The sequence below is a fragment of the Microlunatus ginsengisoli genome (genome assembly GCF_039537205.1).
Taxonomy (GTDB): domain Bacteria; phylum Actinomycetota; class Actinomycetes; order Propionibacteriales; family Propionibacteriaceae; genus Microlunatus; species Microlunatus ginsengisoli.
In genome coordinates, this window is record NZ_BAABAB010000005.1 from 90,447 (window position 1) to 103,556 (window position 13,110).

The following is a 13,110-nucleotide window of genomic DNA, read 5'->3' on the forward strand; positions in this document are numbered from 1 at the left end:
CGTCGGGGGGCTCTAGCTGATCGTCGAGACCCGTCAGGTCGCCCGGGGTCGATCTTCAGATGGGCGAGCGCTCCATGGTCGTCGCGCCAGTTCGGCATCCGGCGGTGAACTGGGCCTTGCCCCGGTAGGGCGGCCACGACACCGGCGTAGTCATCGGCGCTGGCCCACGGGCTGCACGCGCTCAGAATCGTCGCGGGCGGACTCTGATCCGCGATCTCGTGCAGGGCGGCGACGACGGTGTGTTCGAAGGGGCCCGGGTGGGCATCATCGGTCCACCGGACGGTAGTCGGCGGCCAGGGTGGCGTGTCCGGCCGGCGGGATGGCGGCCGCGGCGTCGAGGTCGACGACGAGGAGTGCCTCTCCCCACGCGCCCGCGGACGCCAGCGGCAGGCCGTCCGGTCCCGCGATCAGCGACAGCCCGCCGAAGCTGAGGTCTCCCTCGGTCCCGACGAGGTTGGCGTAGGCCACGACGGCGTCGTTCTCGTGGGCCCGCGCCGGTACCAGCGTGCGCTGGACGTGCTCGTAACCGACGGGGTTGGCCGTCGGGACCAGGATCAGGTCGGCACCGGCGGCTCCCAGGGCGGCGGCGTGCCCGGGGAACTCGATGTCGTAGCAGACCAGCAGCCCGACCCGGCGACCCTCGATGTCGACCACCGGGGCGAGACCGGCGCCACGGCGGAAGCTCTCGGCCTCCATCCCGCCGAACAGCTGGATCTTGCGATAGTGGATCAGGATCGAGCCGTCGGGACCGATCAGGGTGCCCGCGTTGTACACGTCCGACCCGTCACGCTCGGCCCAGCCGAGACACACGCCGCAGCCGGCCGCTCGGGCCAGCTCCCGGATGTGGGTCATCCACACGCCGTCGGCTGGCTGAGCCAGCGCGGCGTGCAGGTCCGGCCGGTTGTATCCCGGGAGGTAGAGCTCCGGCACGACGAGCAGGCGCGCGCCCGCGGCGGCGGCCGCAGCCAGCTGCGCCTCCAACGCGTCCAGCGCCTCCGCCACCCGGCCGTCCGTCGGGTGGCACTGCCACAGCGCGAGCTTCATGTGGCCGACGCTACCGTCGCCCTACGATGACGGCGAACCGTTCACCGGCACGGGCCGACGGGCCCAGAACCCGCGAGGCTCCGCTCATGACCGAGTCGATGGTCGCGCTCCGCGCTCCGGGTCATGAGCTACGCAGGATCTCGCTCGTTCGTCGTGATTCCGGACGACGAAAAGCGTGTCGCCCAGAATCACTCCTCACTCCCGAGAGGCTCCGCTCATGACCGAGTCGATGGACCGAGAGGCTCCGCTCATGACCGAGGACCGACCAGTCACCGCGTTCGGCCCGGACTTCCCCTTCGCGTACGACGACTGGATCACCAGCCCGGCCGGGCTGGGGACGATTCCCGAGGACCGGCTCGGCACGGAGGTCGCCATCATCGGCGCGGGGACGGCCGGGATCGTCGCTGGGCACGAGCTGATGAAGCTGGGTGTGCGGCCGGTGCTGTACGAGTCCGGGAGGTTCGGCGGCCGGCTGCGGTCGGAGACCTTCGAGGGGACCGACGGCGTCATCGCCGAGCTCGGTGGGATGCGCTTCCCCGTGTCGTCGCGCGCCTTCTATCACTACGTCGACCTCGTCGGGCTGGAGTCGCGGCCCTTTCCGAACCCGCTGACCGAGGCTGCCGGCTCGACCGTCATCGACCTCGAGGGGATCACCGAGTTCGCGCGCGGGGCGCACGAGCTGCCGCCGCTGTATCGGGAGGTCGCCGATGCGTATCACGCCGCGTTGGAGGAGTTCGCCGACTTCACCGAGCTGCAGCGGGCCGTCCGGGACCGGGACGCCCGCCGGCTCAAGGAGCTGTGGAACCCGATCGCGGAGGGATGGGACGAGCGGACCTTCTACGACTTCGTCGTGTCGTCGAAGGCGTTCTCCGGTCTGAGCTTCCGGCATCGGGAAGTGTTCGGCCAGGTCGGCTTCGGCACCGGCGGTTGGGACAGCGACTTCCCCAATTCCATGCTGGAGATCCTCCGCGTCAACCTGCTCGAGCTCGACGACAACCAGCGCTACATCGTCGGTGGCGTCGAGAGCCTGCTGCACCGGCTGTGGCGTCAGCCCGCCGCCTGCCGGCACTGGCCCGACCACACCAGCCTGGCCTCCCTCAACGGCGGTGCGACGCTGGGCCGGGCCACCCGGATCGAGCGCGACGGCTCGGGCGGTCTCACCGTCGTCGACCAGTGGGGCAACGCGCGCACCTATGCCGCGGTCCTGGTCACCTGCCAGAGCCACCTGCTGACGACCTCGGTCTCGGTCGAGGAGTCGCTGTTCGACCAGCAGCTGTGGATGGCCCTGGACCGAACCAGGTACATGCAGGCCGCGAAGTCGTTCGTGATGGTGGACCGCCCGTTCTGGAACGAGATCGACCCGGAGACCGGCCGGCCGCTGCTGTCGATGACGCTGACCGACCGGATCACGCGGGGGACGTACTTCTTCGACAACGGCCCGGATCGCCCGGCCGTCATCTGCCTGAGCTACTCCTGGATGACCGACGCGCTCAAGGTGCTCCCGCTCGGCCCCGAGCGCCGCGTCGAACTCGCGCTGGCCGCCCTCGATCGGATCTATCCCGGGGTCGACATCCGCAGCCACATCCGTGGCAACCCGATCACGGTCAGCTGGGAGGCGGACGAGAACTTCCTCGGCGCCTTCAAGGGCGCCCTGCCGGGGCACTACCGCTACAACCAGCGGATGTACGGCCACTTCGTCCAGCGGCAGCTGCCCGAGCAGGAGCGTGGCATCTTCCTCGCCGGCGACGGCGTCAGCTGGACCCCGGCGTGGGTGGAGGGTGCGGTCCAGACCTCGCTCAACGCCGTCTGGGGCATCATCGCCCACCTCGGCGGTGCGTCGAGCCCCGACAATCCGGGCCCCGGCGACGTCTGGGACGAGTTGCAGCCGGTCACCCTGCCCGACTTCCGCAGCGAGCCGCGCTGACGGACACGTCGTCCGCCGGGCTTGCGCCGCTCGCTGGCCGAGTGTCCCGGCGGTGCCGAGCGAAGGGCCGACCGGCACATGGAGCGCTTAGTCTCCTGGCATGGCGGTGCCGTGGACGAAGGTGCGCGTCCCGATGTCGCGCCGTGCGCTGATCGCCCGGCCGCGGCTGATCGAGCAGCTCACCCACGCCGGGCCGCTGCCGCGCCTCGTGCTCGTGTCGGCACCCGCGGGAGCGGGCAAGACGACACTGCTCACGCAGTGGCTGAGCCTCGACGCCGACCCGGGCTCTCGGGTGGCCTGGCTGTCGCTGGACGAAGCCGACAACGATCTGTCCCGGTTCTTGTCCGATCTGGTCGGCGCGGTGAAGGTCGGCGTCTCGCCCGCCGTCGACGACCTCGAGTCGCTGCTCGAGTCCGGCGGCGAACCGCCGGTCGACGCGCTGCTGACCGCCCTGGTCAACGAGCTGGACGAGGTGGACGGCAGCACCGTGCTGGCGCTGGACGACTACCACGTCATCGACGAGGTCCGCGTCCATCACGCGGTCGGGTTTCTGCTGGACAACCTGCCGCCGCGAGCGACGGTCGCGATCACGACCCGGGCCGACCCGCCACTGCCGTTGCCACGCCTGCGTGCCCGCGGCGAGCTGGTCGAGCTCCGCGCCGCCGACCTGCGGTTCACCCTCGGCGAGGCCGAGATGTTCCTCAACCAGGTGATGGGCCTGGACCTCGATCCGGGCCAGCTGATGTCGCTCGAGACGCGAACCGAGGGTTGGGCGGCGGGACTGCAGCTGGCCGGCCTCTCGCTGCGCGGGCGCGACCAGACCGACGACTTCGTGGCGGCGTTCACCGGCAGTCACCGCTTCGTGCTCGACTACCTGGTCGAGGAGGTGCTCGACCGACAGCCCGCGGACACCCAGCGGTTTCTGCTGGACACGGCCGTACTGGACCGGATGACCGGCCCGTTATGTGACGCGCTCACCGGAGCAAGCGACGGCCGCACCATGCTCGAGCGGCTCAACCGGTCGAACCTGTTCGTCGTCGCTCTGGACGACCGGTCCGAGTGGTACCGCTACCACCACCTGTTCGCCGACGCGCTGCGCGCCAGACTCGCTGCCGAGCACCCCGAGCGGTTCCGCAGCCTGCACCGGTCCGCCAGCCGTTGGTACGCCCGGCACGGGTTGCTCGAGGATGCGATCGCCCATGCGAACGCGGGCGGCGACCCGGACGCGGCGGCCGACCTCGTCGAGCAGGCATTGCCCGAGGCGCGACGCCTCCGGCGCGACCGGCTGCTCACCGAGTGGCTGCGCATGTTGCCCGACGACGTGATCCGGCAGCGGCCGGCGCTGAGCATCCAGCGTGCCTGGATGAGCCTGATCGCCGGTGACCTCGACGGCGTCGAGGGTCGGCTACGCGACGCCGAGCACGCTCTGGCGGTGCCGGCGGGCGGCCGGGTCGCGCCCGCCGGCGACGACGCCGTGCGGACGCTGCCGGCGTGGATCGCGATCTATCGCGCTTCGGTCGCGCAGGCCCGGGGCGACGCCGTCGCAACCTCCGCGTACGCCCGCGCCGCACTCGACCTCGCCGGCCCCGACGACCACTTCGCCAGGGGTGGCGCGGCCGGATTCCTCGGCCTGTCCGCCTGGGCGGAGGGTGAGGTCGAGGTGGCTGTCGACACGTTCACGCAGGCCATCGCCAGCCTCGATGCGGCCGGGAACGTGGCCGACGCGCTCGGGGGCACGGTCGTCCTCGCGGACATGTGGCTGACCCGCGGCAGCCCGGCGACGGCCCGCAGACTCTATGAACAGGCACTCGCGACGGCGCAGAACCGGCGGGGTGTCCCGCTGTCGACCGCCGGCGACCTCCACATCGGGCTGGCCGACGTCCTGCGTGAGCACGGTGAGCTCGAGGCCGCCCGGACGCACCTCGCCGCTGGCCGCGCCCTCGGCGAGGCCGCCTCCGTGCCGGAGAACCGGCATCGCTGGCACCTCGCCCGGGCCGGACTGCTCCGCGCTCTCGGCGACCTCGACGCGGCCGTGACCGACCTGGACGAAGCGCAGGCCGCGTACGTCCCGGGTTTCTTTCCCGACGTCCGGCCCGTCCCCGCTCTCATCGCCCGGCTGCAGATCGCCCGCGGTCAGCTCGGCGCCGCGTGGGACTGGGCGGATCGCGGTCAGGTCGGCGCCACGGCGGATCTCGGCTATCTGACCGAGTTCGACCGCCTCACGCTCGCCCGCCTGCTGATCGCGCAGAACCGGGCCGACGGCTCCGCACCCGCCGCCCCGGACGAGGTGATCGGCCTGCTCGAGCGGGTGCTGGCCGAAGCTCGGCGGCACGGCCGCGGCGGCAGCGTGGTGGACGCCCAGCTGCTGCTGGCCCTCGCGTACGACGCCCGGGGCGCGCGGGAGCTGGCGCTGACGTGGCTCGACCGGGCGCTGACCGCTGCCGTGCCGGCCGGCTATGCCCGGCTGTTCCTGGACGAAGGAGCGCCGATGCAGGTGCTGCTCCGGGCCGCCGGATCGCGTCCGGGGCCGGGCCGGCTCGCCGGGGAGGTGCTCCGGGCCGGCGCCGCGGTCACCTCGCCCGCACCCGCGGTGGCAGCCGGTGCGGACGCGTTGAGCGAGCGCGAGCTCGAGGTGCTCAGGCTGCTCGCGACGCCGCTGAGCGGCCCCGAGATCTCCCGGCAGCTGTTCATGACGATCAACACGTTCCGGACCCACACCCGGCACATCTTCACCAAGCTGAACGTCCAGACCCGGCGGGCAGCGCTCGCTCGCGCCGCCGAGCTCGATCTGCTGTGACCGCATCGGCGGCGCGATGAATCACCAGGTCGGTCACATCATCGTGTGATGTGGCCTCACCATGAGCGTCCGTAACGTCCGAGGTGTCGCCGGACAGCCCGTCCGGCCCACCGCCGATCGGGAGCCTCGTCATGAACGTCACCACCGCTGGACTGATCCGGGCCGCCGGCGCCGCGGCCGCCGCCGCCGGAGCGATCTTCATCGCCGTGCAGATCGGCCACCCGTCCTTCGACAGCTACACCAGCGAGACTGCCGAGTGGGTGGTCCGGGGCAGCGCCAAGGCGGTGATGACCGTCCTCGCACTCGCCGGTCTGACCGGCATGTACCTGCACCAGCACCGCAAGGCCGGCGTGCTCGGGCTGATCGGCTATCTGGTCTTCGCCGCCGCGTACCTGGCGATATTCTCAGTCGAGATCATCGCCGTCGTCGTCCTCCCCGCACTGGTCGAGGCGCAGCCCGGGTTCGTCAACGACGTGGTGATCGCCTCCGGCGGCGGGTCCCCGACCGGTGACATCGGCGCACTGCAGACGTGGTTCGACGTCACCGGAGTGCTCTACCTGAGCGGCGGCCTGCTGTTCGGGATCGCGCTGTTCCGGACCGGGGTGCTCGCCCGCTGGGCCGCGGCTCTGCTGGCCGCCAGCACGCTGGGTACGGCCGCGCTCGCGGTGCTCCCCGAGGCGTTCGACCGGCCGATGGCGGTCCCGGAGGGCATCGCCCTGATCGGCCTCGGCGTGACGCTGTGGCGCACCCAGCGCCGGGCCGCGACCGCACCGGGCGCTCCCGCCGGTTCGATCCAGGAATCCGTCGTCCGATGAACAGCCGGCACCCGTCGGGGGGTGGGTCGTCGAGGAGCTGGCCGGTTCCCGTCGTACTGGTGGCCCTGGCCGTCGTGCCGCTCACCGCGGGCTCGCTGCGCCTTCTCCAACTCGCGGGCGGCCCCGCCCTGATGCCGGCAGACGATCGGTTCACCGGCGTCCCCGTCGTCGCCCTCGTCGTCCACATCGCCGGGGCCGCCGTGTTCGCCCTACTCGGCGCGCTCCAGTTTCCTCGCCTGCGCACCGGCCGCGGCTGGCACCGCCGCGCCGGCCGGATCGTTGCCGGAGCGGGCCTGGCCGTGGCCGGGTCGGCGCTGATGTTGACCCTCCTGGCCGAGCCGCAGCCCGGTACCGGCGACCTGCTGTACGTGCTCCGGCTGGTGTTCGGGTCCGCGATGGCCGGCTGCGTCGTCCTGGGGCTGTCGGCCATCCGCCGCCGCGACGTCGCCGCCCATCGGGCCTGGATGATCCGCGGCTACGCGATCGGCCTCGCGGCCGGCACCCAGGTGTTCACCGAGGGCATCAGCGATGCCGTCTTCGGCACCGGCGAGCTGCGCTCGGACCTCGCCAAGGGCGCCGGCTGGGTGATCAACCTGCTCATCGCCGAATGGGTCCTCCGCCGCCACCGCAGCTCCGCCGGCCGCCGGCCCGGCGCCGACCGGCAGCCGGCCGCGGCGGGAGCACGGCCGTGACGTACCCGGCCTCCGGCGGCACCGCACCGGCGACCGCAAGCAGCAGACCTCCGGCCCCGACCTACGAGGTCCGCGTCGCCGGCCACCTCGACGACCACTGGGCGACGACCTGGTTCGACGGGCTGAGCGTGATCCGCCACGAAGACGGCACCAGCGTGCTGAAGGGGCCGCTCGCCGATCAGTCCGAATTGCACGGGCTCCTCGCGCGCATCCGAGATCTCGGCATCCCGCTGCTGTCCCTGTCCGCCGTCGACCCCCGGGCGGACTTGCCGTGAGTCAGCCGCGGACGGTGATGTACGTGGCTCGGGAACGCTCGCTGAGCACCCGTGTAACCACGGTCAGCCGGGGACGACGACGAGCCGGCGGCCACGGAGATCGGTCCGGGTCCAGGCCTGGGCGATCTGGCTGAGCGGCACCGTCTCCACCGCGATGGTCAGCTCGCCGTTGCTGACCCAGTCGACGACCTGCTGGTAGGCCGTCGCCATCCCGGTCGCCAGGTTGCGGGCGGCGCCGTACACCTCGAGGCCGGAGGTCCGCAGCGACTCGCCGGTGAGCCGGATCGCGGGCCCGGCGGACTCGCCGATCTGCACCAGCCGGGTGGGCTGGTGGAACGCGAACGTCTCCGGGGTCAGCGCCCGGACGAGTAGTTCGGTGGGCCGGCCCCAGAGGAAGTCGGCCACGACGTCGTACCCGTCGCCGGCGTGGGTGCGGAAGGAGCGCAGGAGCTCGTCGTCGCTCGCGGTGGTGTTGATCAGCGTGTCCGCGCCGAGCGCCGCGACATCTTCCAGCGCGGCGTCGTCGCGACCGGTGGCGACGATGCGTCCCGCGCCCAGCAGCCGGGCGATCTGGACCGCAAGACGGCCGGCGACGCCGGTGGCGCCCTGGATCAGCACCGTCTCACCCGGTTCGAGGCCGGCGGCGGTCCGCATGCTCATGGCCGTGATCGCCGACGACAGGGCGGCGGCGACGGCGGGCTCGATCCCGTCCGGGATGGTTGCGGTGTACGCAGCGGGGACGACCGCACGCTCGGCGAGAGAGCCGTACGGCGGGGTGAGGCCGCCGAAGCCGACGAGGGTGCCGTCGGGCAGCCGGCCGATGCCGTCGAAGCAGGGGATCGCCGGGAGCGCGGCCTGGAACGCGCCGGCCGTGTAGTGGCTGCCGGCGACGATCGCGCGGTCGACGTTCTCCACCGCCACGGCCGCCACCGTGATCAGCACCTCGCCGTCATGGACCTCCGGGTCCGGGAAGTCCCGATAGACCGGGGTCGCCCCGGCGCGTTCGATCACTGCCGCCTTCATCTCCGCCGCCTCTCTTACACTGTTAGAGCACCATCCTCTCTAACACCGTTAGAGACTCTTTTCAAGGGAGCGTGGCGCGGATGCCGCTGGACCGTCACCGGATCGTCGACGAGGCGCTGCGCCTGGTCGACGAGTCCGGCCTCGACGCGTTGAGCCTGCGCTCGCTCGCCGGCCGGCTCGACGTCCGGGCGCCCACCCTGTATTGGCACGTCCAGAACAAGTCCGAGCTGCTCGATGCGCTCGCGGACGAGATCATGGACGGCGCGATCGATTCGGCGCGACGTATCTCCGTCCCGGGCGACGCGCGGGCCTGGCTGCTCGAGGCTCTCGGCGGGCTGCGGTCGGCGATGCTCGGCCATCGTGACGGCGCGCGCATCGTGTCCGGTTCGCGCAACTCGATGCGCCGGGCGGACTTCTCCGAGTTGGCGATGGCGACCCTGGTGGCCGGTGGTCTCGCGCTCCGACGTGCGCGCCTGCTGGTGCTGGTCGGCGAGCGGTACACGGTGGGCTGGGTGCTGGAGGAGCAGGCGCCGGCGCCCGAATCGCCCGCTCCTGACCTGGATGTGCTGCGGGCCCGGCTGCCGACCGTCACCGCCGCGATCGCCGACTACTTCGACGGCACCGGCCGTGGCGCCGACGACCTCTACCGCGACGGTGCGCGCCTCCTTCTCGGTCTGGCCAACTGAACCCGCCCCGCGATGCCGCTAGCCCGCGGCGGTCGGATCCGGCGCGAAGAGCCGGGCCAGGGTGGCGCGCTCGGAGCGTGTCAGGTGGGCGACGAGCGGCTCGATCCCATCGGCGACCTGGCCTGCTGCCGACCTGGCCAGGTCCCTCCCGGCCGCCGTGAGCAGGACCCGCGATGCCCGGCCGTCCTCCTGATCGGGGCGCCGAGCGAGCAGTCCCCGCCGTACGGCTCGGTCGACCAGCCCGCTGATCGAGGACTTGTCCAACCCGAGATAGTCCGCCAGCTCCGACAGCCGCGGCTCGCGATCACGCAGGATGCCCAGCACGCGCATCTGGGTGACGGAGACGTCGTGCGACGCGGCTACCCGGGTGACGACGCGCATGACGTCGTACGCCGTCCGGACCAGGGCGTCTACGAGCGGGTCCGGGTCCGGCGGCATGCGTCGATCGTAGGTTGATCTAGTTGGTAAAGCAAACTATAGTTGATGGGGAATACCAACTAAGTTGCGAGGTGATCGAATGAAGGCAGCGGTCGTGGACGACTTCGGCGCTCCACCGCGATATCGAGAGATCGACGAACCGACGGCCGACGGTCCGGACGCGCAGGTCGTGGACGTGCTGGCTGCCGCGCTCAGCCCCCGGGTCCGGTCGCAGGCGTCGGGCTCGCACTACTCCAGCACCGGCGAGCTCCCGCTGATCCCCGGGATCGACGGGGTCGCCCGGACCGCCTCCGGCGAGCTGCGCTATTTCCTGTTGCCCGATATGAACCGCGGAGCGATGGCGCAGCGCGTGGCGATCGATCCGCGCCGCAGCATTCCGCTGCCGAAGAACGCCGACCCGGTGCTCGTCGCCGCCGCGATGAACCCGCTGATGTCGTCCTGGGTCGCCCTGAAGCACCGGGCGGGATTCCGCCGGGGGCAGAGCGTGATGGTGCTCGGCGCGACGGGGAACGCCGGCCGGCTGGCCGTCGACGTCGCCCGGCTGCTCGGCGCCGGCGAGGTGCACGCTGTCGGCCGCCCGGAGCTGGCGGATCCGGCCGGTCTGGCGAAGGCGGGCGGCCGCGTCGACGTGGTGCTCGACTACCTGTGGGGCGAGCCGACCGCGGCGGCGCTGCGGGCGATCGTCCCGGCCCGGCACGACGACGGGCAGCGCCTCACCTGGGTCCAGATCGGATCGGTCGCCGGGCCGGAGTCACCGATTCCCTCGGCTGCCCTCCGCGCGGTGAACCTGCACCTGGTCGGATCAGGACAGGGCTCGGTGGATCCGCGAGACATCAAGGACGAGTTGCGCGCCATCGCCAAGCGACTCGGCGCCGGAGACTTCGCGATCGGCACCCGAGCCGTCCCGCTCGCCGAGGTCGAAAGCATCTGGAACGAGCCGACCGGTGGCGAGCGCGTGGTGCTGATCCCCTGAGCCGGACCGCCGGCCGGGCACCGCCGCGGCGATTCGGTGAGACAAACCGCTGGCCCGCAGCCGGCACCCGCCGGGACGAGCCTCGGTAGCGTGCCAACATGCCCATCCATCTCGAGAACGTCGGCATCGCGGTTCGCGATCTGGAGGAGGCCATCGCCTTCTTCACCGATCTCGGCCTGACCGTGGTCGGCCGCGACACCGTCAGCGGGGACTGGACCGACACCGCCGTCGGGTTGGACGGCAACCACGCCAGGATCGCCATGCTGCAGACGCCGGACGGCAACGGACGGCTCGAGCTGTTCGAGTACATCCACCCCGACGCGATCGAGACGAGTCCCACCCTGCCCAACGAGATCGGCATGCACCGGGTGGCGTTCTCGGTCGACGACATCGACGAGGCGCTGCGGATCGCCGCCCGGCACGGCTGCCGTCCCCTCCGGGGCGTCGGCACCTACGGCGACAGCTACAAGCTCAGCTATCTCCGTGGCCCCAGCGGCATCTTGGTGATGCTCGCCGAGGACCTGACGAAGTCCTGACCGGTCCGGCGGTCCGCTACTGGGCGGTGTAGCCGCCGTCGACCGGGAGGGCGACACCGGTGACGAACCCGGCGCCGGGGCTGGTGAGCCACAGCACCGAGGCGGCGACTTCCTCCGGGGTGCCGAGCCGGTTGATCGGCTGGTTGGCCCGCGCCAGGTCGAGGTCCAGCTCGCCCTTGGCGATCATGTCGGTGACCATCGGGGTGGCGATCGTGCCGGGGCAGATGGCGTTGATCCGGATGCCGCGAGGTGCGTACTCCAGCGCGGCGCTGCGGGTCAGGCCGATCACACCGTGCTTGGTGGCGTGGTAGGCGGCCCGTCCCGGCAGGCCGACCAGGCCGCCGAGGGAGGAGTTGTTCACGATCGCGCCGCTGCCCTGGGTCCGCATCTGGGCGAGCTCGTGCTTCATGCAGGCCCAGACGCCGCGCAGGTTGATCGCGTTGACCCGGTCGAACACCTCGGCCGGCTCGTCGGCGGCATCACACGGCGGGACCTGGATGCCGGCGTTGTTGAAGGCGTGGTCGAGCCGGCCGAACGCCTCGACCCCGGCGCGAACGGCGGCGGCGACGCTGGCTTCGTCGGCGACGTCGCACACCACCGGCAGGACCTGGTGGCCGGCGGCGCTCAGCTCGGCGGCGGCGGCCCGCAGCGCACCCTGGTTGATGTCGGTCAGCACCACGGCGGCGCCGGACTCGGCGTAGGCCCGGGCCGTCGCCAGGCCCATGCCGGAGCTGGCGCCGGTGACCAGGGCGACCTGGCCGGCGAAGTCGTAGCTGGGGTTCATCGTGGATCCTCGAAAGTAGGGACGGGCTGGGTCCGGGAAGGTCGGGGCCGGGGTGGGGATCAGGGTCGGAGCAGGACCTTGATCGCGCGGCGCTGATCCATCGCCGCGTAACCCTCGGCGGCCTGGTCGAGCGGCAGGGTGAGGTCGAAGACCCGGCCGGGATCGATCCGCCGGTCCCAGATCCGCTCGATCAGGTCCGGCAGGAACCGGCGCACCGGGGCCGGGCCGCCGTGGACGTGGACGTGGGTGAAGAAGATGTCGTTTCCGGCGATGGTGACGTCGTGCAGGACGCCGACGAACCCGACGTGGCCGCCGGGCCGGGCCGCGCCGATGGCCTGCATCATCGACTGCTGGGTGCCGACCGCCTCGACCACGGAGTGGGCGCCGAGACCGCCGGTGAGTTCCTTGATCTTCGCCGCGCCGGCGTCGCCGCGCTCCTCGACGATGTCGGTCGCGCCGAACTCCCGCGCCAGCGCCTGCCGGTCGGCGTGCCGGGACATCGCGATGATGCGTTCGGCGCCCAGTTCCCGGGCGGCCAGCACGGCCAGCAGGCCGACCGCGCCGTCGCCGACCACGGCCACGGTCTTGCCGGGTCCGGCCTCGGCGGCGACCGCCCCGAACCAGCCCGTGCCGAGTACGTCGGAGGCGGCCAGCAGCGAGGGGATCAGGTCGGCGTCGGGCCGTCCGGGGGTGGCGACCAGCGTGCCGTCGGCCAGCGGGACTCGCATCAGCTGGGCCTGGGCCGGTCCGGGATTGCTGCGGTGGACGCAGTTGGTCTGGTAGCCGGCCCGGCAGATCTCGCAGGTGTTGTCGGAGGCGAAGAACGACCCGACCACGAAGTCGCCGACCTTGATCGCGCGCACCTGGTCGCCGATCTGCTCGACCACACCGACGTACTCGTGCCCCATCGGTCTCGGCCTGCTGAGCTTGTCGGCGCCGCGGTACGGCCACAGATCCGAACCGCAGACGCACGCGGCGGCGAGGCGGATGATCGCATCCGTCGGTTCGTCGACGGTCGGTTCGGGCAGGTCTTCGACCCGGACATCGCCGGGGGCATGCAACACGACGCCACGCATCAGCGGGACAGCTCCTTCAGGCCAGGGGTACGACTCGATCCCCAGTC

The 13,110-nt window shown here is 71.9% G+C and carries 13 protein-coding genes; 8 read left to right on the plus strand and 5 right to left on the minus strand.

Annotated features, from left to right (window positions below; genetic code table 11):
* Positions 1 to 264: 264 nt before the first annotated feature.
* On the minus strand, positions 265 to 1,044 hold the full coding sequence (locus tag ABD747_RS02700) for a nitrilase-related carbon-nitrogen hydrolase (protein ID WP_344801544.1): 780 nt from the start codon (positions 1,042 to 1,044) through the stop codon (positions 265 to 267).
* 250 nt (positions 1,045 to 1,294) lie between these two features.
* Between ABD747_RS02700 and ABD747_RS02705 the strand changes: the two genes are divergently transcribed.
* The 5 genes from ABD747_RS02705 to ABD747_RS02725 all read left to right on the plus strand — a co-directional run bounded on the left by ABD747_RS02705 (position 1,295) and on the right by ABD747_RS02725 (position 7,547).
* Positions 1,295 to 2,968, plus strand: a complete 1,674-nt coding sequence (locus tag ABD747_RS02705; protein WP_344801545.1) for a flavin monoamine oxidase family protein — start codon at positions 1,295 to 1,297, stop codon at positions 2,966 to 2,968.
* A 100-nt stretch (positions 2,969 to 3,068) separates the two neighbouring features.
* Positions 3,069 to 5,765: a LuxR C-terminal-related transcriptional regulator gene (locus ABD747_RS02710; protein WP_344801546.1), complete on the plus strand. Its 2,697-nt coding sequence runs from the start codon at positions 3,069 to 3,071 to the stop codon at positions 5,763 to 5,765.
* A 131-nt stretch (positions 5,766 to 5,896) separates the two neighbouring features.
* Entirely contained in the window at positions 5,897 to 6,580 is a 684-nt protein-coding gene (locus ABD747_RS02715; protein WP_344801547.1) for a hypothetical protein, read from the plus strand.
* A gap of 59 nt (positions 6,581 to 6,639) precedes the next feature.
* A complete protein-coding gene (locus tag ABD747_RS02720) occupies positions 6,640 to 7,272 on the plus strand; it encodes a DUF2306 domain-containing protein (RefSeq protein ID WP_344801548.1) in 633 nt (210 codons plus the stop codon).
* Positions 7,269 to 7,547, plus strand: coding sequence for a hypothetical protein (locus tag ABD747_RS02725; protein ID WP_344801549.1), 279 nt, complete (start codon positions 7,269 to 7,271; stop codon positions 7,545 to 7,547). Before ABD747_RS02720 ends, ABD747_RS02725 begins: the two co-directional genes overlap by 4 nt.
* 63 nt (positions 7,548 to 7,610) lie before the next feature.
* Here ABD747_RS02725 and ABD747_RS02730 read toward each other — a convergent pair whose 3' ends face one another.
* Positions 7,611 to 8,570, minus strand: a complete 960-nt coding sequence (locus ABD747_RS02730; RefSeq protein ID WP_344801550.1) for a quinone oxidoreductase family protein — start codon at positions 8,568 to 8,570, stop codon at positions 7,611 to 7,613.
* 80 nt (positions 8,571 to 8,650) lie between these two features.
* Between ABD747_RS02730 and ABD747_RS02735 the strand changes: the two genes are divergently transcribed.
* The gene (locus tag ABD747_RS02735) at positions 8,651 to 9,256 is read left to right on the plus strand and encodes a TetR/AcrR family transcriptional regulator C-terminal domain-containing protein (RefSeq protein ID WP_344801551.1); all 606 of its coding nucleotides are present in this window, start codon (positions 8,651 to 8,653) and stop codon (positions 9,254 to 9,256) included.
* Between the two features lie 18 nt (positions 9,257 to 9,274).
* Here the strand turns inward: ABD747_RS02735 and ABD747_RS02740 are convergent, their stop codons facing one another.
* Positions 9,275 to 9,694, minus strand: a complete 420-nt coding sequence (locus ABD747_RS02740) for a MarR family winged helix-turn-helix transcriptional regulator (protein WP_344801552.1) — start codon at positions 9,692 to 9,694, stop codon at positions 9,275 to 9,277.
* Positions 9,695 to 9,773: 79 nt separating this feature from the next.
* On the opposite strand from ABD747_RS02740, the gene ABD747_RS02745 reads away from it, so the two are divergent.
* Positions 9,774 to 10,667: a zinc-binding alcohol dehydrogenase family protein gene (locus ABD747_RS02745; RefSeq protein ID WP_344801553.1), complete on the plus strand. Its 894-nt coding sequence runs from the start codon at positions 9,774 to 9,776 to the stop codon at positions 10,665 to 10,667.
* 98 nt (positions 10,668 to 10,765) lie between these two features.
* Positions 10,766 to 11,203: a VOC family protein gene (locus tag ABD747_RS02750; RefSeq protein ID WP_344801554.1), complete on the plus strand. Its 438-nt coding sequence runs from the start codon at positions 10,766 to 10,768 to the stop codon at positions 11,201 to 11,203.
* Positions 11,204 to 11,219: 16 nt separating this feature from the next.
* Here the strand turns inward: ABD747_RS02750 and ABD747_RS02755 are convergent, their stop codons facing one another.
* The gene (locus ABD747_RS02755) at positions 11,220 to 11,987 is read right to left on the minus strand and encodes an SDR family NAD(P)-dependent oxidoreductase (protein ID WP_344801555.1); all 768 of its coding nucleotides are present in this window, start codon (positions 11,985 to 11,987) and stop codon (positions 11,220 to 11,222) included.
* Positions 11,988 to 12,046: 59 nt separating this feature from the next.
* Positions 12,047 to 13,063, minus strand: coding sequence for a zinc-dependent alcohol dehydrogenase family protein (locus tag ABD747_RS02760; RefSeq protein WP_344801556.1), 1,017 nt, complete (start codon positions 13,061 to 13,063; stop codon positions 12,047 to 12,049).
* Between the last annotated feature and the right edge of the window lie 47 nt (positions 13,064 to 13,110).